The organism is Mesorhizobium sp. RSR380A (assembly GCF_054719385.1).
Map to the genome: position 1 here is coordinate 4,009,250 of NZ_JBTTIB010000001.1, position 26,526 is coordinate 4,035,775.

The 26,526-nt window shown below is 61.2% G+C and carries 23 protein-coding genes and 2 pseudogenes; 17 read left to right on the forward strand and 8 right to left on the reverse strand.

The window, feature by feature from the left end; translation table 11 throughout:
- Window positions 1-603: 603 nt before the first annotated feature.
- The 7 genes from ACYG9Z_RS19295 to ACYG9Z_RS19325 all read left to right on the forward strand — a co-directional run bounded on the left by ACYG9Z_RS19295 (window position 604) and on the right by ACYG9Z_RS19325 (window position 8,259).
- Window positions 604-1,818 carry an ROK family transcriptional regulator gene (locus ACYG9Z_RS19295; RefSeq protein WP_023681814.1) on the forward strand — a complete coding sequence of 405 codons (1,215 nt, stop codon included), beginning with the start codon at window positions 604-606 and terminating at the stop codon, window positions 1,816-1,818.
- Window positions 1,815-3,068, forward strand: coding sequence for a M20 family metallopeptidase (locus tag ACYG9Z_RS19300; protein ID WP_023751749.1), 1,254 nt, complete (start codon window positions 1,815-1,817; stop codon window positions 3,066-3,068). Before ACYG9Z_RS19295 ends, ACYG9Z_RS19300 begins: the two co-directional genes overlap by 4 nt.
- A gap of 31 nt (window positions 3,069-3,099) precedes the next feature.
- Window positions 3,100-4,161 (forward strand): substrate-binding domain-containing protein, encoded by a 1,062-nt coding sequence (locus tag ACYG9Z_RS19305; protein ID WP_023667731.1) that lies wholly within the window; start codon window positions 3,100-3,102, stop codon window positions 4,159-4,161.
- A 68-nt stretch (window positions 4,162-4,229) separates the two neighbouring features.
- Complete coding sequence (locus tag ACYG9Z_RS19310) at window positions 4,230-5,291, forward strand: substrate-binding domain-containing protein (protein ID WP_023751750.1); 1,062 nt, start codon at window positions 4,230-4,232, stop codon at window positions 5,289-5,291.
- Window positions 5,292-5,325: 34 nt separating this feature from the next.
- On the forward strand, window positions 5,326-6,294 hold the full coding sequence (locus tag ACYG9Z_RS19315) for an ABC transporter permease (protein WP_023692325.1): 969 nt from the start codon (window positions 5,326-5,328) through the stop codon (window positions 6,292-6,294).
- A gap of 12 nt (window positions 6,295-6,306) precedes the next feature.
- Window positions 6,307-7,506 (forward strand): alanine racemase, encoded by a 1,200-nt coding sequence (locus ACYG9Z_RS19320; RefSeq protein WP_023710107.1) that lies wholly within the window; start codon window positions 6,307-6,309, stop codon window positions 7,504-7,506.
- A 9-nt stretch (window positions 7,507-7,515) separates the two neighbouring features.
- Window positions 7,516-8,259, forward strand: a complete 744-nt coding sequence (locus tag ACYG9Z_RS19325; protein ID WP_023686849.1) for an ATP-binding cassette domain-containing protein — start codon at window positions 7,516-7,518, stop codon at window positions 8,257-8,259.
- Between the two features lie 23 nt (window positions 8,260-8,282).
- On the opposite strand, the pseudogene ACYG9Z_RS19330 reads toward ACYG9Z_RS19325, so the two are convergent.
- A pseudogene (locus ACYG9Z_RS19330) lies at window positions 8,283-8,536 on the reverse strand (MBL fold metallo-hydrolase); the annotation flags it as partial.
- Here ACYG9Z_RS19330 and ACYG9Z_RS19335 point away from each other — a divergent pair.
- Complete coding sequence (locus ACYG9Z_RS19335) at window positions 8,496-8,831, forward strand: hypothetical protein (RefSeq protein ID WP_023807576.1); 336 nt, start codon at window positions 8,496-8,498, stop codon at window positions 8,829-8,831. The pseudogene ACYG9Z_RS19330 and the gene ACYG9Z_RS19335 overlap by 41 nt on opposite strands.
- Here the strand turns inward: ACYG9Z_RS19335 and ACYG9Z_RS19340 are convergent.
- The gene (locus ACYG9Z_RS19340; protein ID WP_023751751.1) at window positions 8,812-9,141 is read right to left on the reverse strand and encodes a GMC oxidoreductase; all 330 of its coding nucleotides are present in this window, start codon (window positions 9,139-9,141) and stop codon (window positions 8,812-8,814) included. The two genes, ACYG9Z_RS19335 and ACYG9Z_RS19340, sit on opposite strands and share 20 nt — an antisense overlap.
- On the opposite strand from ACYG9Z_RS19340, the pseudogene ACYG9Z_RS19345 reads away from it, so the two are divergent.
- Window positions 9,126-9,794, forward strand: a pseudogene (locus ACYG9Z_RS19345) (ABC transporter permease); the annotation flags it as partial. The gene ACYG9Z_RS19340 and the pseudogene ACYG9Z_RS19345 overlap by 16 nt on opposite strands.
- Window positions 9,795-9,998: 204 nt before the next feature.
- On the opposite strand, the gene ACYG9Z_RS19350 reads toward ACYG9Z_RS19345, so the two are convergent.
- The 6 genes from ACYG9Z_RS19350 to ACYG9Z_RS19375 all read right to left on the reverse strand — a co-directional run bounded on the left by ACYG9Z_RS19350 (window position 9,999) and on the right by ACYG9Z_RS19375 (window position 16,899).
- Window positions 9,999-10,850, reverse strand: a complete 852-nt coding sequence (locus ACYG9Z_RS19350; RefSeq protein ID WP_023751754.1) for a sugar phosphate isomerase/epimerase family protein — start codon at window positions 10,848-10,850, stop codon at window positions 9,999-10,001.
- Window positions 10,847-11,872, reverse strand: coding sequence for an ABC transporter permease (locus ACYG9Z_RS19355; RefSeq protein WP_023667740.1), 1,026 nt, complete (start codon window positions 11,870-11,872; stop codon window positions 10,847-10,849). The genes ACYG9Z_RS19350 and ACYG9Z_RS19355 overlap by 4 nt, the downstream gene beginning before the upstream one ends.
- Window positions 11,869-12,876, reverse strand: a complete 1,008-nt coding sequence (locus ACYG9Z_RS19360) for an ABC transporter permease (RefSeq protein ID WP_023681803.1) — start codon at window positions 12,874-12,876, stop codon at window positions 11,869-11,871. Before ACYG9Z_RS19360 ends, ACYG9Z_RS19355 begins: the two co-directional genes overlap by 4 nt.
- Entirely contained in the window at window positions 12,869-14,383 is a 1,515-nt protein-coding gene (locus ACYG9Z_RS19365) for a sugar ABC transporter ATP-binding protein (protein ID WP_023704356.1), read from the reverse strand. The genes ACYG9Z_RS19360 and ACYG9Z_RS19365 overlap by 8 nt, the downstream gene beginning before the upstream one ends.
- Window positions 14,384-14,463: 80 nt before the next feature.
- Window positions 14,464-15,456 (reverse strand): substrate-binding domain-containing protein, encoded by a 993-nt coding sequence (locus tag ACYG9Z_RS19370; protein WP_023704355.1) that lies wholly within the window; start codon window positions 15,454-15,456, stop codon window positions 14,464-14,466.
- Between the two features lie 363 nt (window positions 15,457-15,819).
- Complete coding sequence (locus ACYG9Z_RS19375; RefSeq protein ID WP_023692318.1) at window positions 15,820-16,899, reverse strand: substrate-binding domain-containing protein; 1,080 nt, start codon at window positions 16,897-16,899, stop codon at window positions 15,820-15,822.
- A 1,012-nt stretch (window positions 16,900-17,911) separates the two neighbouring features.
- Between ACYG9Z_RS19375 and ACYG9Z_RS19380 the strand changes: the two genes are divergently transcribed.
- The 8 genes from ACYG9Z_RS19380 (at window position 17,912) to ACYG9Z_RS19415 (ending at window position 26,453) form a co-directional block, all read left to right on the forward strand.
- On the forward strand, window positions 17,912-18,934 hold the full coding sequence (locus tag ACYG9Z_RS19380) for a LacI family DNA-binding transcriptional regulator (protein WP_023751755.1): 1,023 nt from the start codon (window positions 17,912-17,914) through the stop codon (window positions 18,932-18,934).
- A gap of 172 nt (window positions 18,935-19,106) precedes the next feature.
- Window positions 19,107-20,123 carry an SIS domain-containing protein gene (locus ACYG9Z_RS19385; RefSeq protein ID WP_023682780.1) on the forward strand — a complete coding sequence of 339 codons (1,017 nt, stop codon included), beginning with the start codon at window positions 19,107-19,109 and terminating at the stop codon, window positions 20,121-20,123.
- Window positions 20,124-20,151: 28 nt separating this feature from the next.
- Entirely contained in the window at window positions 20,152-21,474 is a 1,323-nt protein-coding gene (locus ACYG9Z_RS19390; protein WP_023682779.1) for an ABC transporter substrate-binding protein, read from the forward strand.
- Between the two features lie 11 nt (window positions 21,475-21,485).
- Window positions 21,486-22,445, forward strand: coding sequence for a carbohydrate ABC transporter permease (locus tag ACYG9Z_RS19395; RefSeq protein ID WP_023682778.1), 960 nt, complete (start codon window positions 21,486-21,488; stop codon window positions 22,443-22,445).
- Entirely contained in the window at window positions 22,442-23,302 is an 861-nt protein-coding gene (locus ACYG9Z_RS19400) for a carbohydrate ABC transporter permease (RefSeq protein ID WP_023714949.1), read from the forward strand. The genes ACYG9Z_RS19395 and ACYG9Z_RS19400 overlap by 4 nt, the downstream gene beginning before the upstream one ends.
- A 21-nt stretch (window positions 23,303-23,323) precedes the next feature.
- A complete protein-coding gene (locus tag ACYG9Z_RS19405; RefSeq protein WP_023751756.1) occupies window positions 23,324-24,178 on the forward strand; it encodes a sugar phosphate isomerase/epimerase family protein in 855 nt (284 codons plus the stop codon).
- The gene (locus ACYG9Z_RS19410; protein ID WP_023751757.1) at window positions 24,175-25,038 is read left to right on the forward strand and encodes a PfkB family carbohydrate kinase; all 864 of its coding nucleotides are present in this window, start codon (window positions 24,175-24,177) and stop codon (window positions 25,036-25,038) included. The genes ACYG9Z_RS19405 and ACYG9Z_RS19410 overlap by 4 nt, the downstream gene beginning before the upstream one ends.
- Window positions 24,981-26,453: an NAD(P)/FAD-dependent oxidoreductase gene (locus ACYG9Z_RS19415; protein ID WP_245259878.1), complete on the forward strand. Its 1,473-nt coding sequence runs from the start codon at window positions 24,981-24,983 to the stop codon at window positions 26,451-26,453. The genes ACYG9Z_RS19410 and ACYG9Z_RS19415 overlap by 58 nt, the downstream gene beginning before the upstream one ends.
- Window positions 26,454-26,526: the final 73 nt, after the last annotated feature.

Consider the following 26,526-nt stretch of genomic DNA (forward strand, 5'->3'; position numbering starts at 1 on the left):
CCAGGCATAGGCGGGTCGAGATTGGCGGAATTCTATCGCACGGTTCAAGCGAGCAGTTTGCGCCGAATATGATCGGACTATGCTGGACGGAGAGGTCGGCTTCGGGCCAGCCCAGTTGGCGTCAAACGGGTCTTTGCGAGTTAAGGCGGTATGGCAGTTATCCACGTTTGCAAACTGCAAACGGACGTTCCGCTGCCGCCATTCACTGGGAGGCAGACCCGCGGTACATCACCGATATTCTCGAAGCCAATAGTTAGTCTCGTTCATCGTCCCATGGTTCGACAGACCCATACGAGAGAATACGAGAGATATGGACCGGCGAACCATCCGCTGTATTGATCTCCTGTAGAAAACAGTGACCCTCAGAGACTAGCATGATCGTTATTTGTCAATGCGCTGCGAAGCTGTTCGCCCAATTGATTCAAGAAGCTGATCCAGCCACTCCCTGACCGCATTTATCTTCTGCCGAACGGCAGCACCGCGCCTGAATTCTGCCTCCGGATCAATGTTCGCGTGCGCAAAACGGCCGCTCGCGAACATACATTGACAGGTCCAGTTCCGAATAATAAGTTCGGTCATAGAACGAATTAACGGGAGTTCAATGTGACTGACCTGCCGCGCATATCCCGTCAGTTCTCACAGCGCTCCGTGATGGAAGCGATCGTCCAGGGCGGGCCGATCTCCCGCGCCTCAATCGCCAAGCTGACGGGCTTGTCGAAGCAGACCATCTCCGAAATCATGCGCGGGCTCGAGCAGGAGGGCTGGGTCCAGGAAACCGGCCGCACCAGCGGCCATGTCGGGCGCACCGCCGTCACCTACGAACTGGTCCACGACGCAGCCTATATCATCGCCGTCGACCTTGGCGGCACCAAGGTGCGGGTCGCGCTGACCGACCTTGCCTGCCAGATCTTTGCCGAAGCCGCCACACCGACCGACCCGCGCGGCGGCCAGTTCGTCGTCGATCAGATTGCAGCGCTGGCCTTCGATGCCGCGGCCAGACAGCACGTCGCGCGCAAGAAGATACGCCTGGCCGTCATCGGCGCGCCTGGCGCTCCTGACCCGGCCACCGGCCGCATTTTAATGGCGCCGAACATTGCCGGCTTCGACACAATGAATGTGCTGGATGCCTTCGAAGAAGCGCTCGGCGTCGCGGTGATGATCGAGAACGACGTCAATCTCGCGGTGCTTGGCGAGAACTGGCTGGGCCAAGGCCAGGGCATCGACAATCTCGCCTACATCGCGCTCGGCACCGGCATCGGCAGCGGGCTGATGCTGGGCGGCCATCTGGTGCGGGGTGCTGGGCACGCCGCCGGCGAGATCGGTTTCATGCCGATCGGGGCCGATCCCTTCACCGAGGAATCACTGCGCACCGGCGCATTCGAACGCGCGGTGGCCACCCACGCCATGACCGATCGCTACCACGCCCTCACCGGCAGGCAGGTCTCGGTGCCGGCAATATTCGAGAATGCCGCGCTTGGCGACAAGGACGCGCTCACCGTGCTCGACGAAACTGCCCGCCATCTGGCGCAAGGCGTTGCGGCAATCGCGGCAATTGCCAATCCAGAAAAGTTTATCCTCGGCGGCTCGATTGGGTTGCGGCCCGAAATCCTGTCCAGGGTGCAGGCGCTTCTGCCGCTATGCTTCCCATATCCGGTCAGGGTCGAGGCGAGCGAACTTGGCGCACGCGCAGCCCTCATCGGCGCGGCGGCAATCGGCCTTGGCCAGTTGCACAACACGCTGTTCGGCGTCGACGCGCCTGATGGCCGGATTTCGCTGCCGCCTGCCCAGGCCGCCGCCCTGAAGGAGGCCGCGATATGACTCACGATATTACCGCCCGCCTGCAGGCAGCGCTCGACCGTGGCGACGCACTAACGCTGTTTCGCGGCGCCATCGACCGCGAGAGCATCACCGGCAACGAAGCCAACTTCGTCGACTTCCTCGAAGCCAGGATGCGCGACCTTGACCTCAGCGGCCTGACCAGGACGGAATTCCTTCCCGGGCGGCCCAACATCTGGGGCGAGCGCAAGGGGGCCGACCAGGGAAAGCGCCTGCTGTTCATCGGCCATACCGACACCGTCCATGTCGACGGCTGGCGCGAGCATTGGGCAGGCACCGAGCGTGAGGATCCGTTCGCCGCCCCGATCATTGATGGTGCTGTCTGGGGCCGAGGCTCCGGCGACCTCAAGGCCGGCATCACTGCTTCGCTTGCGGCACTCGCGCTACTCGACAAGGCCGGCATTCGCCTCAAGGGCGACGTCGCCTTTGCTTTCGTCGGCGACGAGGAGAGCGGCCAGCCCGGCACCGGCGTTTCCGCCGGGATCAAGCACTTCGTCGGACGCATTGAGACCGGCGAGGTGACAGCACCCGATTTCAGCGTCTATGTCGAGCCGACCCGCCTGGCCGTCTATGCGGCGCAGATCGGCTTCTTCATCACCGATATCTCGATTACCGGCAAATCCGCCTATTTCGGTGTGCCAGAACTCGGCAAGGATGCGCTCCGTGCAAGCCATGCCGCGATGACGGCGCTTTGGAAGCATTCGGATGAGGTCGCCGCGCGCGCCGAGCACAAACTGGTCGGGCGCGGCTTCCTGCTTATCACCGGGCTTGCCGGCGGCGGCTACATTGCCGTTCCCGAGCGCTGCACGCTCTCGCTGATCCGTAAGCTGTTGCCTGGCGAAGACCTCGACACCGCCGCCGCCGAGATCGAGGCTGCCGTGCGCGGCGCGATCACCGATCCGGATATTTCGGTAGAGTTCGCCTACCCCGCCGGCCGCGACCACAGGCTGGGCGGCACCGCTGCCGAGATCGGCGAAACGCGGGCGGAAGTCGCCATGCTGTCCGACGCGATGGCCGGCGCAATGAGCGGACGCGGCGTCATCGAGGGCGCACCGTTCTGGTCGGAGTCCCCCTTCATCATCAATCAGCTCGGTATTCCTGCCGTCTATTGCGCGCCCGGCGACATCAGGAATTGCCACACATTCGAGGAGCACGTGGATGTCGAGGAATATTTCGCCGGCATAGTCGGCTTCGCCGCCTTCATGGCCCGCTATTGCGGCGTGGCCGACTGAACCACCAACGAAGCAAAATGGGAGAACTGACATGCCGATGAAGACACTGATCGCCGCCGCCTTTGCCGGCGGATTGATGCTTGCCGCCAACCCAGCTTTCGCACAGACGGTCGGCCCGCAGGGGGAGAGCGCCACGCCGAGCGCCGACGTGATCCTAAGCGATGCCGACATCGCCGCGCTCAAGGACAAGGGCTACAAGGCTGCGTTGCTCTGGCACACCTCGTCCGATTTCACCAATGCGGTAACCGCCGGCGCCACCGACGAATTCGCCCGCGCCGGCATCACCATTGCGGTCAAAACGGATGCCCAGTTCGACTCCGCCCGCCAGCGCAGCGACATCGAGACGGCGTTGGCCGCCAAGCCCAACGTCATCTTGGCGCTGCCGCTCGACCCAGTCACCTCGGCAGAAGCCTTCCGCCAGGCGGTCAAGGACGGCACCAAGTTGGTGTTCCTGTCCAACTTGCCCAAGGGCTACAAGCAGGGCACCGATTACGCTTCGATCGTGACTGACGATCTATTCCAGATGGGCAAGCAGGCTGCGGACGCGATGGCCAAGGCGATTGGCGGCAAGGGCAAGGTCGGCTACATTTTCCACGACGCTGCCTACTACGTCACCAACCAGCGCGACCAAGCCTTCAAGACCACCATCGAGAAGGTGTATCCCGACATCAAGATCGTCGCCGAACAGGGCATATCCGACCCGGCCCGCGCCGAGGAACTGGCCAACGCGATGCTTTTGCAGCATCCCGATCTCGACGGCATCTACGTGACCTGGGCCGAGCCGGCCGACGGCGTGCTGTCGGCGCTACGCGGCGCCGGCAACGCCAGGACCAAGATCGTCACGCTCGACCTCGCCGAGCCGGTCGCGCTCGACATGGTCAAGGGCGGCAATGTCGCAGCCCTCGTCGCCGACAAGGCCTATGAACTCGGCCGCGCCATGGCTGCTTCCGGCATGAAGTCGCTGCTTGGCCAGCCGACACCGGCCTTCGTCGTCGCCCCGGCCCTGACCGTCACCAAGGAGAATGTCGCGCAGGGCTGGAAGGACTCGCTCAACCGCGACGCGCCGCAGCCGGTGCTCGACGCGGCCAAGTAAGGCTCTCGCTCGGGCGCGGCCCGCCGCACCGGAGCTTTTCTTCGACACAACAAAAAGGGAACCGGGATATGCGCAAAGCATCTGTAATCATAACGACAGTGGCGAGCCTGCTAGCCATGCACGCCTTCGCCGCTGAAGGCGTCACCACAGGACCGAATGGTGAAAAGCCGGTGCCGGCGAGCAGTCTTACGCTGACGCCAGCCGAAGAGCAGCAGATCAAGGACGGCAAGTTCACCGCCGCCCTCGTCTGGCACGAGATGAGCGAATACACCAACGCCGTCAACGCCGGCGCCCATGACGAATTCAAGCGCCTCGGCATCGAGGTGGTGGCGCAGACCGAGGCCGGTTTCGACGCCGCGCGACAGAAGGCCGATATCGAGACGGTGATGGCCAAAAAGCCGTCGATCATCCTGTCGCTTCCCGTCGATCCGGCGACCGCAGCTTCGGTCTACGATCCGGCACGCCAGGCCGGCGTCAAGCTCGGCTTCGTCGACAATTCCCCGGCCGGCTACAAGCAGGGCAGGGACTATGTCACCATCGTCTCCGACGATCTCTTTCAGATGGGCAACAAGGCCGGCATCGCCATGGCCGAGGCGCTCGGCAAGAAAGGCAAGGTCGGCTACATCTTCCACGATGCCGACTTCTACGTCACCAACCAGCGCGACCAGGCCTTCAAGAAGACCATCGAGCAGGACTATCCCGATATGAAGATCGAGGCCGAGGCCGGCATGGCCGACCCGGCGCGCAGCGAAGACATCGCCCAGGCGATGATCACCCAGCATCCGGACCTGGACGGCATCTATGTCACCTGGGCCGAACCGGCGCTGAGCGTGCTTTCGGCCTTGCGCGGTGCCGGCAACACACACACCAAGATTGTCACGCTCGACCTCAACGAGCCTGCCGCGCTCGACATGGTCAAGGGCGGCAACATCGCGGCCCTCGTCGCCGACGAGGCCTACAGCATTGGCGTGACGCTGGCGCGCGCCTCGGCAGGTTCGCTGGTCGGCAAGAAGGCCGAACCATTCTATGCCGTAGATTCCATCGCCGTCACCAAGGACACGGTGAAGGACGGTTGGAGGAAGTCCCTCAACAGGGACGTACCGGCGGCCATCGCGGACGCGGTGAAATAGGCTCGAGGCGAAGCGCTCACCACCGGAGGGATAAATGTCCAGTGCCAACACCAGTGCCGGTGGCAGCTTCGCCAGCCGCTTCAATCTGCAGCAATATGTCGTCTACCTCGGTTTCCTGGCGATCTTTCTGTTCTTCGCCATTGTGCTGCGGGACAGCGGCTTCCTCACCGTCCGGAACTTATCGAACATCGTGTTGCAGACGACGCCGGTGACGATCATGGCCATCGGCCTGGTCTTCGTCATGTCGGCCGGCGAAATAGATTTGTCGATCGGCTCGATCGTGGCGGTGGCGGCCCTTGCAGCCGCCGTCACCATCAACGCGTACGGCATGCCGGCAGGGATAGTCGCCGGCCTCGGCGCCGGCCTGCTGATCGGCGTCATCAACGGCGTGCTGGTGGCGTATGTCAGGCTGCCCTCCTTCCTGGTGACGCTGGCGACGCTCGGCCTGTTCGCCGGCGTTTCGCGTTCGATGACAGACCTTCGCTCGATCTCGGTGACCAACGAAGCGTTCACCGGCTTCTTCGGTTCCGGCTCGCTGCTCGGTGTCCCCTCACTCGTCTGGTGGTCGGTGATTGCCGTGGCCATCGGCCACCTGGTGTTCCGCGAAACCCGTTTCGGCGCGCATGTGCTGGCGACCGGCGACAATGCCCGCGCCGCAAGCGTATCGGGCATCAGCGTGCCCAGGATCAGGCTCGCCGTGCTGACCATCAGCGGCGGGCTCGCCGGTCTTGCCGGCTTGCTCTATGCCGGTCGCCTGCAGGCGGCGAAATATACTCTCGGCGAAACCGACTTGATGACGGTCATCGCCGCCGTCATCGTCGGCGGCACGCTGCTCAATGGCGGCAAGGGCTCCGTGGTCGGCGCGCTGGTCGGCTCGTTGATGATGGGCATGCTCAACAACGGCCTGATCCTGATGGGCCTGTCGGTCTCCGACCAGATGATCGTGCGTGGCCTCATCATCCTGACCGCAGTCGCCGTGTCGCTGCGCGAAAAGAACCGCTGAAGGAAGCCATCCATGTTTCTCGACATTTTGCGCCGCCGCAACCCCGCCTTCATCGAATCAGCTATCCGGTTGCACCAGCAAGGTAAGTTGCCGGCCAATGCTTATGTGCTCGATCTCGACACGGTTGAGGCCAATGCGCGGGTTCTCAAGAGCGAAGCCAGCCGCAACGGCCTGAAGATCTTCGCCATGACCAAGCAGGTCGGCCGCTCCTCGTCGTTCTGCCGGGCCGTGATGCGCGGCGGCATTGACCGCGCGGTCGCCGTCGACATGGCTTGCGCCCGCGCCACCCACAAGGCAGGCATGAAGCTTGGCCATCTCGGCCATCTCCAGCAGGTCGCAAAATTCGAAGCGGCGGCTGCGGCGAAAACCTTCAAGCCGGACTACTGGACCGTGTTCAACGATACCAAGGCTGGGGAAGCGGCAACAGGCGCCAAGGCGGCCGGCTATGTGCAGGACCTGCTGGCCCGCATCGCCGCCGAAGGCGATATCTTCTATCGCGGCCATGAAGGCGGTTTCAATGCCGCCGACATTATCGATGTCGCCGACCGGCTGGATGCCGTCGAAGGCGGCCGTTTCGCCGGCATCACCACTTTCCCTGCTCTGCTGTTCGACCATGCTTCGCGAAAAGTGCTGCCGACCCCCAATCTGGCGACGCTCGCGAAAGCTGCGGAAGCGCTGGCTAAGGCAGGCCGCAAGGACATTGAGATCAACGCGCCGGGCACCACGTCGAGCGTTATGCTGGCGGCACTCGCCGAGGCCGGCGCGACGCAATGCGAGCCCGGCAATGGACTGCATGGCACCACCGCGCTGCATGTCATGGAAGATTTGCCGGAGCTGCCGGCGGTGCTCTATCTCACCGAGGTCTCGCATCTCTCCGGCGGCAAGGCCTATTGCCTTGGCGGCGGCTTCTACATCGATCCGATCTTCCCCGACTACGACGTCAAGGCGATCGTCTCGGCTGAACCGACGACGGCAGGCTCGGCACTGCGCAGCGTCGAGGTGCCGCCGCCCTCGGCGATCGACTATTACGCCATGATCGATGCCGCCGGCGCGAACGCGCCGAAGCCTGGCGACAGCGCCGTGTTCGGCTTCCGTGGCCAGGCCTTCGTCACCCGCGCCCATATTGTCGGCGTGTCGGGCATTTCGACGGACAATCCGAAAGTGGAAACCATCGAGAACGGCTTCGGTGAACCCTATGCCTGGCCAGTCTAGGAGAAACACATGACGGTGAGCGCGCCCATCCTTCAGCTGCACGACATTCGCAAGAATTTCGGCGGCATCACCGCGATCGAGAGTTTTTCGCTCGAGGTTTTCCCGGGCGAGATCGTTGCACTCGTCGGCGACAACGGCGCCGGAAAGTCGACGCTGGTCAAGATCGTCTCGGGCGTCCACCCGCCCTCGTCCGGCACCATCGTCATCGAAGGAAAACCGGTGACGATGTCGAATGCCACCATGGGGCGCGCGCACGGCATCGAGGTCGTCTACCAGGACCTGGCGCTGGCCGACCAGCAGACGGTCTACATGAACATGTTCCTCGGCCGCGAGCCGCTGAACCGCCTCGGTTTGCTCGACCGCCGCCGCATGATCGACGAGACCGAGAAACTGGTGAAGGAACTGGACGTGCGCATCCCCTCCGCCCACGCCACTATCCGCGATCTCTCCGGCGGCCAGCGCCAGGGCGTTGCGATCGCGCGCGCTACGCATTGGGCAAGCAAGCTGATCCTGCTGGATGAGCCGACGGCGGCGCTGGGCGTTGCCGAAACCGCCCGGGTGGAGGCTATCGTCCAGTCGCTGAAGCAGCGCAATGTCGGCATCCTGATCATCAGCCACAGCCTCGACCAGGTCTTCAAGCTCTCCGACCGCATCTGTGTTCTCAGGCGTGGCAAGCAGATTGGAATTCGCGAGACCGCGAAGACCGATAAGAACGAGATCATTGCCATGATCACCGGCCTGCAGCAGCAATAGCAGGAACTTCTCTGAGAGCCCCCGCCCGAGATCCGGATGTTGTCGGCGATCACGCGATCGATCAGCTTGTGCCGCGTGGTGATCGCCATCGGCCCGTCCTGGTCGTAGCTGCCTTGCCACTCCGGATGCGGCGCCAGCAGCGCTGGCACATACATCGTGTCGCCCGAAATCATGCGCTGTTCCTTGCCGTAGTTTGCGAGGTAGACCGAGTGGCCGGGCGTGTGGCCGGCGCAGCGATGATCTGGAAGCCGGGCGCGACTTCGGCGCCGTCATGGATGCTGCTGGAACTGCTGCGTCTGGTGAAGCTGCCTGCATCGCCTGAATTTCTCCAGGCGTTCCGCACCAGCTTTCTGGCGGCCAACAGCAGCGCGTTGGCATCGCTATCCCAGTCTCGATTTGATAGGACCTATGCAATGTATGGCGGCGCCGACATCACCGTGCCGCCCGGCGGCGTCAAGCTGTCCGGTTTCGGTCGCGACAAAGTCGCTGCATGCGCTGGACAGATACACCGTCTCAAAACAGCCTGGATTTCTCTGGGCTGCCCGTTTCTCGCTAAGCGCTGCCGAGGATGAAATCGGCGCACCGATCGGCGATCATGATCACCGGCGCGTTGGTGTTGCCGCTGATGAGACGCGGCATGATCGAGGCGTCGCAGATGCGTAGGCGCGGCACGCCGCGCACGCGCAATTGCGGGTCGACCACCGCCTGGTCATCGGTGCCCATCCGGCAGGTGCCGCAGGGGTGATAAACCGTCTTGGCGTGTTCGAGGATGTGGTCTGTTATGGACTGATCGGAAAGGTCGGCGGCCCCGCCCAGCGACAGCTCCTCGGCGATCACCGCCTGCAGGGCCGGCTGACGCAGGATGGTGCGGGCGATCTTCATGCCGGCGAGCAGCAGGGCAACACCAAGATGCGACGGCAGGCTTTCCCTACGAAACCCGCTTCGAGGATCTGGAATATCTCACCACCGGTCGCACCGATCTGGTTTCGGTTCTTACCAACAATGCCTACCTCCATTCCCATTCCTCATTCTTTTGTCTTCCTGCTTGTCCTGGCGGCGGTGATGTTGGTCGTTCTGCACCGTACCGCCTTCGGACTATACCTCTACGCCGTCGGCAAAAATGAAGAGGCCGCGCGGTTTTCGGGAATCCGTACCGGCCGGGTTATCATCTGCGCCTATGTGATCTGCGCCGGCTGACGGCGCTGTCATCCATCTTTCTCGCAATGTACACACGCTCGATCCTGCCAAGCTCGCACGGCAATTTCTACGAGCTCTACGCGATCGCCGCCGCCGTCCTTGGAGGGTTCTCGTTGCGGGGCGGGGAAGGCTCAATCATTGGTGTGGTGCTTGGAACGATCTTGCTGCAGGTGCTTCAGAACCTTGTCAATCTTCTAGGCATTCCCTCCTCACTCAACTTTGCCGTGAGTGGATCGGTGATCCTGATCGGGGTACTGGCCGACCAGGAATACACAGAGTTTCGAAAGCGCCGCGAATTGATGCGGGGCCGGCTCGCAACCGCCGAAGGTAGGCTGTGATGCCCGAGCCGGTGAAATAGATTGTTCACGGCAGTTGCGATCGCCGACCGGTTGGCTGCTTGCGCCCGGGGGGCAGCCGAAGGCCGGGATCTAAAACGCCGCAATATTGCCTCTCAAGCGGCTCCTGCTTCGAAGGCAGTCGCCGCAATGTCGATGCAGTCGGCTCATGATGTGCCGAGTTTCGATCTCGCATGGCGATGTAACTTATGCGATCAGCCCGTACTGCCGTGCCTTGTTGCGCAAGAACGGCAGACCGTTGCCCATTACAACCGCTTCACTCTCGGCCACCGGACGCCACACGCTGAGGCCAAACGCCAGACGCGGATCCATGTTGATGAAGCTCTCCATCGCGAGCCCGCCCTTGAAGCCGATCGCGGCCAGCGTTGCGAACGTCTCATCCCAATTGCAATTGCCCTCGCCTGGGGTGCCGCGATCAGACTCGGAGAGGTGGATATATTTGAGGTAATCGCGGGCGACGATAATACCGTTGCCCATACCTTTCTCCTCTATGTTCATGTGATAGGTATCAAGGTGCACGAACATATTGTCGGCGCCGACTCTCTCGATTAGTGCCACCGCCTGAGCCGCGGTGTTGATGATGTGGTTCTCGTAGCGGTTCACGGCTTCAACACCGAGTTCGATGCCGCGAGACTTGGCTTGCGCGGCGGCGGACGTCATCACTTTTGCAATGTTATCAAGTTCGTCCTGCGTAGGTGGCACGCCAGTACGCTCGCCGATGCCGCCATAGATTACGCCGCATAGCGCCTGGGCTCCGATGTCGGCCGTCTTGTCGATAGCCACCTTGAGAAAGTCAATCGCCTCCTGTGGGTGGCGCGATGCCCACGCATATTCGGGCAACCCTAGCGAGCACACCGCCTGCATGCCATTTGCCGCCAGCAGCTTGCGGGTGTGATCGGCATTGCAAGAAAATGGATCGGCCAGCGAAATTTCAATGAAATCGAGATCGTATTTTTTCACCGCCGCTACAGTGTGCTCGGCGCCCTCTACGGACCAACCACTCGTCCACATGCTCGTATGAACGCCAAAACCCTTCATCGTGTTATCCTCATGAAATTGAGCTGCCCGGCAGCCCACCGCAAGATCATGACGCCGATCAGCATGATGCCCCAAATGGCTGTGGCCAGGTGCTGGCTGGCGCCCAAGAGATTCAGTCCCGAAGAAAGCAACTGCAAAACGATGAGGGCTAGGAAGACCGAAACGACCTTGCCGAAGCCGCCAAACGGATTCACCCCGCCCAAAAAGCAGGCAAGCACCGTAATCAGCACATAGGACTCGCCATGGCCGACACGGACGGAATTGAATCGTGCCATCATGATAATGCCGGCCAACGCACACATGGCGCCAGACAGCGCGTAGATCAGAATGATCACGCGTCGCGTCGAGATGCCGGAATAGCGCGTCGCCTCGATGTTGGAGCCGACCATATAGTTTGAAAAGCCAAGCCTGGTTCGGGTCATCAAAACATGCCAGACGATGACTGCGCCGAGCAGTATCAGCAGCGGGACAGGAATGCCGACGATGCTGCCGTGGCCCAGGGGCTGGATGAATTCGGGAAAGCCCGAAATATCGGCGCCGCGGGTCAGAAACTCGCCAAGGCCGCGCAGGAAAATCATCACCGAGAGCGAAACGAGGATGGGGTGCGCGCCGGTATAGGCTATCACCGGGCCCATGACCAAGCCGCTTGCCGTGCCAACGCCGACCGCAAGAACGGAACCGAGTAGAAAGGCATAGATGCTTGCGTCCGGTCCTCCGTTGGCCTGAAGAACCCAGGCGAGCGTGAGGCCACAGAGATTGGCCGTGAACGTCACGGCGAGATTGATGCCGCCCGAGATGATCGGCATCAACATCGCGAGCGTAAGCAGTCCAAGTTCAGGCAACTGGAAGGCCACCGATTCAAAGGTAGCTTTGGACAGGAATCGCGGCGAGAGAGATCCGAAGAATGCAATCACCAAAATCAATGCCAGCAAAAGTCCGATATTCTCGGCGCCCAACGTGCCGGCAAGACGGCGCAAGAATCCGTGCCGTAGCGCTCCAGTTTCGAGCACGCGCTGCGTCATGTACCCATCCTCTGCCGCAAGCCCGCGAGGATATGCCCGAGCGGCGCGTTGGACAGCGTGATGGCAATCAAGATGATCGCCCCGACGATCATCTTGAAAGCATAGGGAGAGATGCCGAGGAGGTTCAGCCCGTTTTGCGTCACCGACACAAGAAACACGCCAAGGATGCAACCGAGCACGGTGCCGCGCCCGCCACCCAGCCTGGCACCGCCAAGGACAACAGCTGCCAGCACGTCCAGCTCGCGCCCCACCAATGCGTTGGGCACGATTTCCTGGGAATAGTGCACCTGCACAAGTCCCGCGATCCCGGCCATCAAACCAAGCCAGCCGAAGGCAATGAAGTGCATCGCCGCGATGTTGATACCGAGGCGACGGGCGCCCTCCGGGTTATCGCCAAAAGCGTATAGCTGCCGTCCCGTGGTGGTATACCGGATAAGCCCCCAGGTGGCGGCGACGCAGACCGCCATGATCGCAACCGGCAGTGTTAGCTCGGCCCAATTGCCATTCGCCTGTTGGAACTCGAAAAGCACAGTGCGATGCGTCCACCATGCAGGCAGATTGTAGATCGATACACCGTGCGTGAAGAACATCAGAAGGCCGAAAAAAATATTGAAGGTGGCGATGGTGACAACGATTGAAATGATCTGGAAATAGTAGATGAGGCCGGCGTTCACCGCACCCAGGGCGATCCCGACAATTGCCGCCAAGGTGAGGCCGATGAACCAATCACCACCTCCCATTTGGGCTAGAGCCAGCGCCACAACGTATTGAACCACTGACGCGGCCACAGCGAAGGAGATGTCGATGCCCCCAGCGATCAACACCACCAGCAGCCCAACCGCGAAGATCAGATTTGTCGAGCTTGTGTTGAGCAGATTGAAGAGATTGGCAATGGTGAAGAATTTGTCGCTCGCAACGGAGAGACCTGCGCTCATGATGAGAAGAACCACAACGAGCCATGTCTCGGTGGGATGAGCCCGGAAGAGCTTGCCGCGGTTACGCATAGACGGCAGCTTCCAGGTCGCCGAGCGGGATGGCGTGCGGATCGTATTCGGCGACTATCTTGCCCGCAGCCATATGAAGGATACGATCGGCGTTGAAATAGACCTCCGGCACTTCATCGGATATCAGCAGAATCGCCAGGCCTTCGGCAGCGAGCTTGGCGACAATCTCGAAGATGCCGGCCCGCGCGCCAACGTCCACCCCCACGGTTGGCGAATCAAGAATGATCAGTTTCAGGCCGACCGCCAGCCATTTGGCGATGGCCACCCTTTGCTGGTTGCCGCCCGAGAGCGTGGAAATCGCATCGGTCTGCCGCCCGACTTTTATCGCCAATTCCTCGATCCAATGATTGACGAGCGCGTCCTTCTTCTCCGAGGAGATCAGCCCTCGATCAAGGATCTTGTCGAGCACCGGGATAACGGCGTTGTCGGCGATGGACTGAGCTTGTATGAGACCAAGGGACAAGCGGTCTTCGGAGAGATATCCAATACCCGCGCGGATTGCGTCGCGGTTGGAGTTCAGATGAAGAACCGTCCCGTTGAGTGCGATGCTGCCGCGGTCTGGGCGCAGCATGCCGAAAATAGAAAGCGCGAGTTCTGTGCGACCGGCGCCGAGTAGCCCGGTCAGGCCAAGCGTTTCACCTCGCCGTATTGTCAGCGAAACGTCGTCATAGTCGCCTGCGCGGGTCAATCGATCGATCTTCAACACGACGGGTGATCCACTAAGGTTTCTCGTGCTCACGGTTTGGTCGAACGTCTTGCCGGTCATCAGTTCGGTGAGGCGTGATTGGGTCATTCCGGCGGTCGGGAACACCCCAACGACCTTACCGTCGCGCAGAACGGTGACGCGACTTGAGATCTCCAGAACTTCCGCAAGGCGATGGCTGACGAAGACGATGGCCATGCCTTCATTCGAGAGTGTTCGAACGATCGCGAGCAACCGGTCTGTTTCCGATTGAGTAAGCGACGATGTGGGCTCGTCCATGAAAATAACCTTCGCATCGCCGGCGAGCGCCCGGGCGATGGCGACGATCTGACGTTGGGCGATTGCAAAGCTACGCAGAGGCGCGTCGACATCGAGGTCGGCGCCAAGCCGCGCCAACAGCCCTCGCGCCACCTCGCGAATGCGCGAATGATCGACGAGCCGAGGCATGTTGCCGAGGACAGTTCTGATCCCGATATTTTCCGCGACTGTCATTTCAGGAAACAGTGCGAGGTCCTGCCAGATGACTTCCACCCCGGCGCTGCGCGCCGCGGCCGGCGACATGATGTCGACAGACTTTCCGGCGATCGACATGTTTGCGCCGGCTAGCGGCTGACAAACGCCGGTGATTACCTTGATCAGGGTGCTCTTGCCGCTGCCGTTCTCACCGGCGATGCATTGCACTTCACCCGGGAGAACCTCGAAGGCGACATCCTGGAGGGCTCTAACGCCACCAAATGTGACGCTTATGTTGCTAAACGACAGAACCGATGGGAGGTCCTGCGTCGTAGACGCGACGAGGTTCACGGCGGGCCCTTCTGAAATGACAAGGATGGGGCGTGCCGGGATTGATTTGCCACCCCGGCACGCCAGCCATGGTCCGCCATCTAAAGCCCTAGGGCTGCAAGACCATCGACCGTTTCGACCGTGATAGGCTGCACAGCGTCCACGATGATGGTGCCGGTTTTGAAGTCAGGGTGAACGACACCCAGACCTTCGATCGTCATGCCGTCGGTAATTTCACCGCCGCCCGCCAGAAAATCAGCCATCGTTACGAATACTTTGCCCGCTTCCAGAGGATTCCACATATAGCCGCCGTCAATAATGCCGGATTTGAGCATTGCGCTGCCTTGGCTAGGCGAGAATGAACCGACAAGAACCACCTTGTCACCAAGCTTCTGCTCCTCGATCGCGCGTCCGGCGCCGATCGGTCCCTGACTGCCGAACGTCAGGAAGCCGCCGAGGTCAGGATTGGCGGCAAGCACATCCAGAGCCGTCTTTCGGCTGTCATCGGCGCTCTCGGCGACGCCATATCTGTCGCCAACCATCTGCATGTCGGGAAAGTTCTTCTTCAGGTAGGCGATTGCAGCATCGGCCCAGGCATTGTGTGCGGGCACAGTAAGAGAACCTACGTACACAACGTACTTGCCTTTGCCGCCCATTTTCTCGGCAAATAGCTTGGCATGGGCCTCACCGAAACCAACGGCCGAGACCATTTCGAAGTCCCAATCAGCGTTCACCTGGTCTGGCGATTCATGGGTTATGACCTTGATGCCCGTGTCGCGCGCCTTTTTTAGAACCGGCTCGAGAACGTTTGCATCATTCGGCACGACGCCAATTACGCTGACGCCCTGAGCTATCAGGTCTTCGATCGCGCGGACCTGAAGTGCCGGGTCGGCGCTGGTCGGCCCGACCATGAAGCCGTCGTCGCCAAGCTCTTTCGACTTTTCCTTTATTCCCGTTTCCATGGCATTGAACCAGGGAATGCCGCCGATCTTCACGACAACTCCAACCTTGACGTCCTTTGCCAGCGCAGCATTCATTGTGGCGACCGAAAGGGCTGCGCCGAACGCTGCCGCGAGTATAGTTTTTGCTAACATTTAATTCCTCCCTGATTGACGAGTTTTTCAGTTGCCTATTGCCCATGTCGGCTTTGTTTGGCCCACCCCTTTGTGCCCGACGGCATTGACGCACTCGGCGCCGCATTCCTCCCAGAACGCGCCATAAAAGACTTTGAATGCCGGCCGGTCAAGGTGCTAAATAGATTTAGCAAGGCGGTCACGCCACCAGCGTCTAAAAACATTTCTCGATTGATGTAAACGATCCGCCCTTCGCACTCAGGCTGCACCCGTAGAACGACATGCGATCGCCCGCGAGCCTTGGGTGGAGGCGGTGCTACCCAGATCCGAGGTGCTGATGAACGGAGTTGAACTTCTGCAACGATGTCTCGTGACAAAGAATTGCTAGTGGTCGATGCTCGATTTGGATGCCGAATCCCAATCTTCTTGGGCGCCGTCATGCTCTCCGGTTCGCCCAAAGCTGGTCGGTACGGTCACCAGCGGAAAGTGGTCTATCGAATAATTCTCGAGAAGCGAAAATCCTTCAGCAATCATCACCTCGACATTCTGTCGGACCATGGTCACATCGAAGGGCAAATGCGCCGCGAATGGATCCCAGTCGAAGCTTCCGACAACAACCCGTCCAAGCTCACTTGAGGCTAGTGTCGAAGTGAACCGCAATGTTCCTTCAAGAGCGGTCACGCCGTTGACGAACATACCTGAGGGCAGATGCCCAAGCTGAGCGTATCGTGCAGCGAGAGACCGAGCAGCGTTGGTCGGTGCGTATCCGCAGCAGTCAATCGTGCCCGGGCCCGTAACAATCCCATGCGCTGCCAGCGCATCGTGAAAACCCAGCAAACGGCTACGTGTTGCGTCATCATCGCTGACCCCGCCAAAGAAGAAGAGATCTTCGGTGGAGCCCCCTCGTTCTTTCAATTTCTGAACAATGATCTCTGTGAGCGCCTTGGCGCCCCCGTAGTTGTCAGAAACAACTGAGGGAGCCCGGCGGCCTGGCAGATCGATGTTGATGCACCGGACGCCCGCTGCCCGGCACAGATCATTCAGCGGATCGGGGTCACGAACGCCCGCAAGGAAGAGAAATTCCACCTGCTGAGCCAGCAGGGTTTCCGTCACACTCAACTCGTTATCAGGATTGCGATGGGTGCTGACGACGATCGGGCACAAGCGGTGGACGCGGGATTCCGCTTCAAAGGCTTCGGCCAATCCGGCGAAGAAGCGATTGCGGTAATGTGGCAAGATCATTCCAGCGAGTCCGGATCGGGAAAGCCGCAATCCTCGTGCCTTGAGGTTGACAGCATAGCCAAGCCGCTCAGCCCAATCGAGGATGGTCGCTGCGGTTTCCGCCTTGATCCGGTGCTGTTGCCACGAGCCATTGAGGACGAGACTGACGGCGGTCGGGGACGACTTTGCCGCCACCGCGATATCATAAATCGTTGACTTGCGTCGGACAGACTTTCTCGCCATTGGTGACGCTCCCGCTGGGAGATGCAGTAGACGCTAGTGCGGGGTCAAGGCAACATCTCTAAATTGCGTCAAACGGTTTGGAGGAGCGACCCCACGGAAGGACGCGGCGTCTCGTGCCTCCGGTCCGGTCTCCCTGATTGTCTCGATCGTTGCAATGACAGCGCCAGGGAAATCGGCAGATTTGGGATTTTCCCTGAAGCTTCGTTCAGCGTCACTGGAGACACCAACCCCAGTGTTTCGGCTTTGGTCTCCCCGATGATCAATCACCTTGCAAAGGTCGACGAGAAGTTTCGATCAGTTTGGAGCCCACCGTTGGCGATGGTCGGGCGCACGCGTCACGATCGAGTCCTCCGTTTCAATAGCGGGAAGATGAAAGCTTTGGGTTTCTGAGTCTCTATCTGGCCCCAAAAGGGTGCTGCCGGATGCGCCTCGTCTCCGGGCGTTGTTTGCGTACTTGGCCGAGGTGCCCTTGCTTGGCAAGTTCCTTCCGCGACAAGGGTCTGCTCGACAGCATTTTCGTCGCTATTGCCAATGCGGAGCCCCGGAGGATCAAAACCGGTTAGCAGCATGATGCCGACGGTTCAGAGCAAGCGACTCAGATTCCCGATTTGCTCAGAGTCTCCCAGCCTATGGCTCTCCGTGCAGCGGGCCTTGAGCGTCTGGCTCGACCTTTTTGAAAGCTCGCCTCCAATCGCTGGACGAGTTTGGCGGCAAGGCTAGTCGTCTCCATCGGTGTTATGATCGATGCCAGGGAGGCCGCCTGGACCATGGCGTGAACTCATTGCCGTATGCTGGCAGTGCAAGGCAATGAACTGACTGCACAACATGTAGGTGCATTCGTGGATCAAATTTCCAGATAGCCAAACAGCGCGCGTATCTCGATTAGGTGGCAAGGAGTTGCGAAAGCTATGTTCGCAGTTTGAGAATCGTCCGATATGCCGCACAACGATGCCGGCAAGACGAGCCGAGGATGATCTGACGCAATGTTCAGATCCAAGAAGGACGGTTACCTGTGGCCCAGAAAGGAATCACACTAAAGGACGTTGCCGCAGCGGCTAAGGTGTCGCGCGCCACGGCCGCCCGGGCGCTCAACAGCTATGGTTACGTTGGCGACGAGACGGCGCTCCGCGTGGTTGAGGCAGCCGAAAGGCTGGGCTATCGGGCCAACCTCGTCGCGCAGGCGCTGCGCAGCGGACAATTGCCGATCATAGGCTTCGTGCCCGGCGATATCCAGAATCCGTTCTTCGCCCGAATCGCGCACGACATAGAGGTGGAACTGCGCAAGCACCGCCACAATCTTCTGATTGCCAGCAGCGAGGAGAATGTAGAACAGGAGAAAGAACTGCTTGAGAGCCTTCGCTCGCTCAGCATTCGCGGCTTCATCCTTGCCCCAACGTCTGCAACCGACAGCCACCATATCGTGCAACTGGCCCGCGAAGGCGCACCGATCGTGCTCATCGACCGCGTGGTAAAGGACCTGCAATGCGACAGCGTCGTCGTCGACAACGAGGGCGGGGCACGCGAGGCAGTGGACTATCTGGTTGGCAACGGTCACCACCGGATCGGTCTTTTGCGCGACGAGTCACGCATCTTTACGGCACAGGAACGCTTGGCTGGCTACGAAAACTCGCTCCACTCGCATGGGATCGCAATCGATGAAGCGCTCATCGGCGTATCGCGCTCGACCGTCGAGCACGCCATCGAAGCCACGATCCGCCTGTTCAGCCGGCGCAATCGCCCCACCGCACTGTTCACGGTGGACAGCCTCATGACGCAAGGCGCGCTTCTTGGCCTGCGTTCAATGGGGCTCTCGATTCCGCATGACGTGTCGGTGGTTGGCTTCGATGACTTCAACCTCGCCACGTTCACCGATCCGCAGATAACGGTCGTGGCGCAACCCATCTCCGAGATCGGACCGCTCGCCGCCAGATACCTGCTGGAGCGGCTTGCCGGCAAAAAGGTTGCACCGCGCCGTACCCGATTTCAGACCCGCTTGATCGTACGCGGATCGGTTGCCCGGCGCGCTGTGCGCTAAAGAGCAAACCCCTCGATTTCGGAGAATTTCGTCTAAAGGACTTGCCATTGGCGAAATTGCGTGCCCATTATTGCTTGTGAGATCGATCTCACATCGGGAAACGAGCTAGACGGCCCACCGACGCCTAAGGCGGGCTAGAGGCCTGTAACATGCGAAATACAAGGAAAACGTCATGCTGAACTTCGATAGGGACCGCTTCGTGAAGATCCAAAGCGGGGCCGTCGCCGTCGCAGGTGAGGTTCGCTCACTGATGCGCACACTGCTGGCAGATCATGGCGTCGAGCGGCTGTTTTTCATGGGCACCGGCGGCGTGCAGCTTCTAACCTTGCCCGCGATCGAGTTGGCGCAGCGCTGTTCCACCTTCCCGGTGAGCGGTGCCTATCCGGCGCAGGTCGTGATCGATCCGCCCGCCGGTCTCGACAGCAAGGCCGTGGTGGTCATCCCGTCCTTGTCGGGCACGACCAAGGAAGGCGTCGAGCTCATGGCCTTTCTGAAAAAACGTGGTGTGCGCACCATTTCGCTCACCGGCCATTCGGATACGCCAATCGCACGGGAGGCTGACCACAATTTCACGAACTTCGCCGAAGACGACACCTCGTCGGAATCCTTCTACCTGCAGACGCTGCTGATCGTCCTGGCCCTGCTGGAAGAGCGCGGCGAATATGATGATTTTGATGGCACTGTCGCCGAACTCAAACTGCTGCCGGATCTGCTTGCCGACGCCAAGGCTGCCTTTGAGGACAGGGCGGCCGAACTGGCCCAGACAATCAAGGACGATACCTATCACATCTTCACCGGCGCCGGCTCGGTGTGGCCGGAGGCACACTATTACGGCATGTGCATCCTCGAAGAGATGCAGTGGATTCGCACCCGCCCGGTGCACGCCGCCGACTTCTTCCACGGTACGCTCGAGTTGGTCGAGCCGGGCGTCAGCGTTTTCGTGTTCAAGGGCGAAGATGCCCTTCGGCCCCTGGCCGACCGGGTCGAGAACTTCGCCAAGCGCTACACGGACCGCGTTCGCACGCTGGACGCGGCCTCGGTCAAGTTGCTGGGCATCTCCGCAAAGGTCCGCGGCATGATCTCGCCGGTTCTGCTCGCCACCTTGCTCGAGCGGCTGAGCGCCCATCTCGAGGTGCTGCGCAACCACCCGCTGACCACCCGTCGCTACTACAAACGCGTGGAATATTGATCCCCTCTCACCTCTGAAGGAGCTATCCATGAAACGTTCGCTGCAAATCGTGGCGGTCACGGTGGCCGCGGTATCATCATTGGGGTTGTCGATAAGCGGCAGTTCCGCCGCTTCGCCGGCTGTCACGGCCGACCCAAACGCCAAGGTGGAATACACCGGCACGCTTTCGGTCCTGACGAAGTTCGGGCTGCAACAGCTGTCGCCGTATTTCGTCAACCTGGCACAGGCCTATGAGAAGCTCCATCCGGATGTGAAGGTCGAACTTATCCAGGAGAGCGACGACAGCGTGAAGGGCAAGACCAAGACGCTGGTCGCTTCCAACTCGCTGCCCGATATCTATTTCTCCTGGACAGGCAGCTGGGGTGGCAATTTCGTGCGCGGCAATCGCGCCGTTGATCTCACGCCCGTCATTGCTGCCGATACCGAGTGGGGCAAGTCGCTGTCTCCAGCCGCCGTCAAGGCGTTCCAATACAACGGCAAGTTCTATGGCATTCCGCTTTACCAGGATGCCAAGTTCATGGGCTACAACAAGCAGATCTTCGCCAAGCTCAGCCTCAAGGCACCCGGCACTTTCGAGGAATTGCTGACCAGCTGCGACGCCATCCGCAAATCCGGCGTGACACCGATCTCCTTCGGCAACAAGGAGGCCTGGCCGGCAATCCACTTTGCAGGCCAGCTGCTCGCCTACAACGTGCCGCAGGGAACGCTGGAACGCGACTTCGATCCGGCCACCGCCCAATACACCGACCCAGGCTATATCGCAGCACTCAAGCAGTTCAGCCAGCTTGTCGAGCGCTGCACCGATGGCGCCGGCGTCAACGGCACATCCTATGCCTCGGCTCTCCAGGCCTTCACCAACGCGCAGTCGGCCATGTACTACCAGGAGATCATCGAGTTCGATCAGGCCGCCACGCCGGAGTCGGCGTTAAAGCCCGCCGATTTCGGATTCTTCCGGCTGCCGGTGCCCGCCGGCGCCAAGGGTGACGCCAGGTCGATCGAGGGCGCGCCGGAGGGCTACATGATCAATGCGGCATCGAAGAACATCCCGCTGGCGATCGATTTCATCAAGTTCGTGACTTCGAAGGAAAATGCGCAGGTGCTGTCTGCGCCACCCTATGGCCAGCCGAGCGCCACCATCGGCGGCGCCTCGGAATCGAACATGAGCGCGGCTGTGGTCGATGGCCTCAAGGATATCAACGCCGCCTCATACCTCATGCCCTGGCTGGATACGGCCAACCCACCGCGCGTCGCCGCCGTCTGGCTGTCCAGCCTGCAGGCGCTGGCGGGCGGCTCGATGACGCCCGAGCAAGTGATGGACGAGGTGCGCAAAGCCGCATCCGCGGCCAAATAAAGCAGGCGAGCATGGCAAGGGCCTCGGACACAGTGGACAGCGGCGCCGACATCGGCGTCGCCAGGCCGCAACGGCCAAAGAGCCGGCGGGCCTGCTTCGCCAACCTGTTGTCGTTGCGATGGGCGGCGATCGCGCTCATCCTCATCGGCTGGTTCGTCTATTATCCGATCGTCGACAATTTCATCGTCAGCACCACCGACCAGGACATCTACACCGGCGAGGTCACCAATGTCGGCCTCGCCAACTACGACCGGCTGCTGCATGACCCGGTCGTGCTGCTGGCGCTGTGGAACAACTGCCTCTACGCTCTCATCTCCGTCATCTTCCAGGTCTTCGGCGCGTTCCTGCTGGCGGCCATTATCGAGGACCTGAAAAGCGAAAGCTGGCGCCGGCTGTGGCGCGCCGTCTATTTCGTGCCGTCGGCAATCTCGATCACGGTGACCGGCCTGCTGTTTTATTTCATCTACCAGCCGCAGATCGGCTTGCTGGATGCCGCGCTCAGCCGTGTTGGACTGAGCCAGCTCGTCATGCCTTGGCTCGGCAATGAGCACACCGCCATCTATGCCATCATCGCCATGAGCCAATGGCAGGGTTTTGGCTATTCGACGCTGCTGTTCGCCATTGCCATCCAGAAGATCCCGCGCGACCTCTACGATGCCGCAACGATCGACGGCGCGGGTCCGCTTCGCCGCCTGTGGAGCATCACCTTTCCGCTCACCCGGGAAATGACGGGGTTGATGATCATCGTCACCATCACGGGCGCGTTCCAGGTGTTCAACGAGGTTATGGTGATGACCGCAGGCGGGCCTAACAACAGCAGCCAGGTGCTGGGCACGTGGCTCTACCAGAAGGCCTTCATCGAGGACAATTTCGGCTATGGCGCGGCGATCGCCGCCGTCATCTTCATGTTGACCATGCTCACAGGTGCGGCACAGCTCTGGTACACCAAGCGCCGCCGGGTGCAGCTATGAGTGCGATGGTCGCAGCCGGTCGCAGCCGGAACGTGAATGTGTGGTCGGTCATCGCCAGGACATTGCTCTATTCGTTCCTGGTCTGCCTTGGTGTCGTCGTCATCTATCCGCTGATCTGGATGGCGCTGAGCGGCTTCAAGGACAATGCGCAGATCTTCGGCGATCCCTTCGCCCTGCCCACCCATTGGTCGTGGAACAATTACATGCAGGCATGGAACCAGGGCGTGCGTGGCTACGTGACAGTCTCGGTGCTGGTGACCGTCGCTTCGGCCATATGCACCGTCCTGATCAGCGCCTGGACGGCCTTCGGCCTGACCCGCACCAAGATGTCGGCAAAGCCGCTGGTTATTGCCATCGTTCTGGGCGGCTTGATGCTGAGCCCCACCGTGGCGATCATTCCACTGGTGAAGATGTTGCAGGCGCTCGGTCTCTACAACACCTACTGGGCGCTGATCATTCTCTACACGGCGTTCCGTGTGCCGTTCACCACCTTCCTCATCCGCGCCTACATGCTGGATCTGCCTGAAGACATCGACGAGGCGGCGACGATGGATGGCGCCAGCGAGGGTCAGATCTTCTGGCGCATCACCTTGCCGCTGTGCCGGCCGATCATCATTTCCTGCGTCATCCTGCACGTCCTGTTCGCCTGGAACGAATATCTCTTCGCCATGATCTTCACGAGCGGCTCGGATGTGCAGACGCTGCCGGTCGGACTGACGTCGATCATGGCAACCCACGGGACCAACTATGCCGTGGTGTTCGCGGCCATGACGATCTCGGCGCTGCCTATCGTGATCGTGTTCTTTGGCGCGCAACGCTACTTCATCCGTGGCTTGGCCGAAGGCATCGGCAAATAACAATTCCCGAAAGGAGCCTTCATGCCGCAGCTCGCTGCTCATCAGCTGATCGGAGCCAATTTCAGCTTCCAGCACTTCCCCTTCGATGAGGTCGCCAGGACGATCCGAGGCTTTGGCCTGCGCGAGATCGAGCTGTGGGGGATTGCCCAGCATCTGGACCTGTTCCACGCCACGGACGCACGTGTCGAATCCGTTCGCCGGGTACTCGCCGACAACGAGCTGTCGGCCTGGTGCTTTACGCCTGAGCAGGTGTTGTATCCAATCAACATTGCCTCCGGCGACGCCGCACTGCGCCAGGACAGCATCGAGCGGTTTTGCCGTGCAGCCGACATCTGCGCGGCGCTTGGCGCCCGCTATCTCTTCCTGACGCCCGGCCGGGGCTACGAGAGCGAACCCCGGCAACCGGCATGGGACCGCGCGGTCGGTTCGATCGGCGAGATCGCCCGGCGCGCCGCCGCAAACGGGGTGCGCTGCCTGCTCGAGCCGTTGCAGCGGTTCGAGAGCAACCTCGTCAATGATGCGGCAGGCCTGCGCCAAATGCTGGACGAGGTGGGCGCTGAAAACATCGACGTCGTGCTGGACACTGTCGCCATGGCCACGGCCGGCGACACCGTGGCCGGCTATGTCGACCTGTTCGGCTCGCGGCTGGCGCATGTCCATCTGGTCGACGGCACACCAGGCGGGCATCTGGTGTGGGGGGATGGTACGCTGCCGCTCGGCCACTATGTCAGCGAGCTCGCGCGCCTGGGCTATGCCGGAAAGTTCACCTTCGAGCCGTTCGGCAACGGCTCCTACGCGCTCGATCCGGTAAAAGCCTGGACACGCTGCCCTGGCGCCATCGCGCCATACCTCAATTGCGCAACGGTGCCGGCATGACGTCGAAGAAGCTTATCGCGGTCGGGGACAATTGCCTTGATGCCTATTTGACCAACAACTTGATGACGGTGGGCGGCAACGCCTTGAATGTCGCGGCGCAATGGCGGCGCAACGGCTGGTCCGCGCGCTATTTCGGCGCCGTCGGGAACGATCCCGAAGGCGACGTGGTGCTTGCTGAGCTGGCAGGTGCCGGCCTATCCCCCGACGACGTCGAACGGCGTCCCGGCGATACGGCCGTCACCTTGCTGCGCGATGAATCCGGCGACCGGAAGTTCCTGCACGAATCCTTCGGTGTGGGCGAAAACTTCATGCCGCTGCCCGCGCACTATGCGGTCATCGCCGCGGCCGACTGGGTGCATCTCGGCACCAACGCCAACAAGCACCTTGTCCAACGATTGGTGGCGGACCATGTGCCGTTCAGCATCGATCTATCGACCGCCCATATGGCGCTGCCGCTCGACGGTGTCCCGCTTTTGTTTGCGTCCGGACCGGACGATGTCGATGTTCCCATCGAGCCATCGCTGGGCGGGCTCAGGGCGGCCGGCGCAAGGCAGGTAGTTTTGACCTGTGGTCGACGCGGCTCCTACTTCGACGATGGCACGAATGTCGTGCATGCGCCGGCGACGCTTGTCGATGTCGTGGATACGTGTGGCGCCGGCGACAGTTTCATTGCCACCTTCCTCGCCGGCTTCCATTTCGGCGGCCTCGGCGCCCTGGAGGCATTGCACAGGGCGTCGATCGCGGCGGCGCAGACCTGCACCCATCTTGGCGGGTTTCCCCAGAGACCGCGTCCGATACCCGATTGGCTGCCAGCCAAATATGCCAGCTTCATTGTCGATGCGCAGGGAGCCCAAGCGTGAGTACACTTCGTTTGCGGCAGCCTGCGGTCGCGCTTGCATCTGACCGGTCGTTTTGGCTGCAGGACATTGCCGCCGCCCCTGCGACCGAGCCATTGCGAGGCGACGAGCGCGCCGACGTGGTGATCGTCGGTGGCGGCTATACCGGTCTGTGGACGGCGCTGCGGATCCTTGAACTGGCGCCGCAAACGCGGGTGGTGATCCTTGAAGCCGATCTGTGCGGATCGGGGGCCTCGGGGCGCAACGGCGGTCAGGTCCATTCATGGTTCGCCGAAATCGACCAGATCAGTGCGGTCGTCGGTCTCGAGGAAGCGCGCCTGCTGTGCGCCGACACGGTGGCATCGATCGCGGAACTGAAGACGCTGCAGCAAAACGGCACCATAGACATGGACCTGAGGCTGGATGGATGGCTGTGGACCGCAAGCTCCATTGCGCAGGAAGGCGCCTGGGAGACCGCCGTGGCCTTGACGGCAGCTGTTGGAGAAAACCGTTTCAGGCCGCTGACGGCCGAGGACATTCAACGCCGCACCGGTTCATCGGCCTCCTATGTCGGCGTCGTCGAGACCACTGCCGGCACGGTCCATCCCGCCAAACTTGCCATCGGATTGCGCAAGTTGGCACTGGCACGCGGCGTCATCATCCACGAGCGCAGCCCGGTCCTCGCCATCGAACCCGGCATGACATGTACGGTGCGCACGGCGCATGGCGCGGTACAGGCCGACAAAATCGTGCTTGCCGCCAACGCCTGGCTTTCCGCGCTGCCGGAACTGCGGCGACATCTTTATGTCGTCGGCAGCGAGGTGATTGCCACTGCCGCCGTTCCCGAACTGCTCGACAGCATCGGCTGGCGCGACGGTGCCTCGATCTGCGATTCCCAGGCCCAGGTGCTCTACTACCAGCGCACCATCGGGGGCAGGGTGGTCTTCGGTCGTGGCAGCGGCAACGTCGCCTTCAGTGGAAATTTCGGCGCCAGCTTCAACCGCAGCCCGGAGCACGGCCGCGACAATATGCGAGAGCTGCATCGGGTCTACCCGTCGCTGCGCGGTGTGGCGATCGAATATGACTGGTCGGGGCCGATCGACTGCGTGCCTGAACACGTTCCTGTCTTCGACCACCTGCGCGATCATCCCAATATCTTCTACGGCATGGGATTTAACGGCACCGGCATCGCGCAGACGCCGATAGCCGGACGCATTCTGGCGAGCCTGGTGCTCGAGCGAAAGGATCGCTGGAGCGAAAGCGGTCTGGTCGGCATCGAGCGGCGCATGTCGCTGCCGCCCGAGCCTTTGCGTTATCTCGGCGCCAGACTTGTCCGCGCCGCGGTGCGCCGCAAGAACGAGGCCGAGATCCGCAACCGCAAGGCCGGCAGGATCAGCAGTCTTTTGGCGGCCCTGAAGCCAGGCAGGCGCAAGAAGTAGCCGGGCATCTGGCTCATCGTCACGCTCTTCAAACCATGAGCCGGCACGTGCCGTCCCGATGACGGTGGACGCG

Coding starts and splice junctions, on each gene's coding strand:
- ACYG9Z_RS19300 (WP_023751749.1), top strand. CDS start 1,815: ATGACTCACGATATTACCGCCCGCCTGCAGGCAGCGCTCGACCGTGGC.
- ACYG9Z_RS19305 (WP_023667731.1), top strand. CDS start 3,100: ATGCCGATGAAGACACTGATCGCCGCCGCCTTTGCCGGCGGATTGATG.
- ACYG9Z_RS19310 (WP_023751750.1), top strand. CDS start 4,230: ATGCGCAAAGCATCTGTAATCATAACGACAGTGGCGAGCCTGCTAGCC.
- ACYG9Z_RS19315 (WP_023692325.1), top strand. CDS start 5,326: ATGTCCAGTGCCAACACCAGTGCCGGTGGCAGCTTCGCCAGCCGCTTC.
- ACYG9Z_RS19320 (WP_023710107.1), top strand. CDS start 6,307: ATGTTTCTCGACATTTTGCGCCGCCGCAACCCCGCCTTCATCGAATCA.
- ACYG9Z_RS19325 (WP_023686849.1), top strand. CDS start 7,516: ATGACGGTGAGCGCGCCCATCCTTCAGCTGCACGACATTCGCAAGAAT.
- ACYG9Z_RS19335 (WP_023807576.1), top strand. CDS start 8,496: ATGATCTGGAAGCCGGGCGCGACTTCGGCGCCGTCATGGATGCTGCTG.
- ACYG9Z_RS19340 (WP_023751751.1), bottom strand. CDS start 9,141: ATGAAGATCGCCCGCACCATCCTGCGTCAGCCGGCCCTGCAGGCGGTG.
- ACYG9Z_RS19350 (WP_023751754.1), bottom strand. CDS start 10,850: ATGAAGGGTTTTGGCGTTCATACGAGCATGTGGACGAGTGGTTGGTCC.
- ACYG9Z_RS19355 (WP_023667740.1), bottom strand. CDS start 11,872: ATGACGCAGCGCGTGCTCGAAACTGGAGCGCTACGGCACGGATTCTTG.
- ACYG9Z_RS19360 (WP_023681803.1), bottom strand. CDS start 12,876: ATGCGTAACCGCGGCAAGCTCTTCCGGGCTCATCCCACCGAGACATGG.
- ACYG9Z_RS19370 (WP_023704355.1), bottom strand. CDS start 15,456: ATGTTAGCAAAAACTATACTCGCGGCAGCGTTCGGCGCAGCCCTTTCG.
- ACYG9Z_RS19375 (WP_023692318.1), bottom strand. CDS start 16,899: ATGGCGAGAAAGTCTGTCCGACGCAAGTCAACGATTTATGATATCGCG.
- ACYG9Z_RS19385 (WP_023682780.1), top strand. CDS start 19,107: ATGCTGAACTTCGATAGGGACCGCTTCGTGAAGATCCAAAGCGGGGCC.
- ACYG9Z_RS19390 (WP_023682779.1), top strand. CDS start 20,152: ATGAAACGTTCGCTGCAAATCGTGGCGGTCACGGTGGCCGCGGTATCA.
- ACYG9Z_RS19395 (WP_023682778.1), top strand. CDS start 21,486: ATGGCAAGGGCCTCGGACACAGTGGACAGCGGCGCCGACATCGGCGTC.
- ACYG9Z_RS19400 (WP_023714949.1), top strand. CDS start 22,442: ATGAGTGCGATGGTCGCAGCCGGTCGCAGCCGGAACGTGAATGTGTGG.
- ACYG9Z_RS19405 (WP_023751756.1), top strand. CDS start 23,324: ATGCCGCAGCTCGCTGCTCATCAGCTGATCGGAGCCAATTTCAGCTTC.
- ACYG9Z_RS19410 (WP_023751757.1), top strand. CDS start 24,175: ATGACGTCGAAGAAGCTTATCGCGGTCGGGGACAATTGCCTTGATGCC.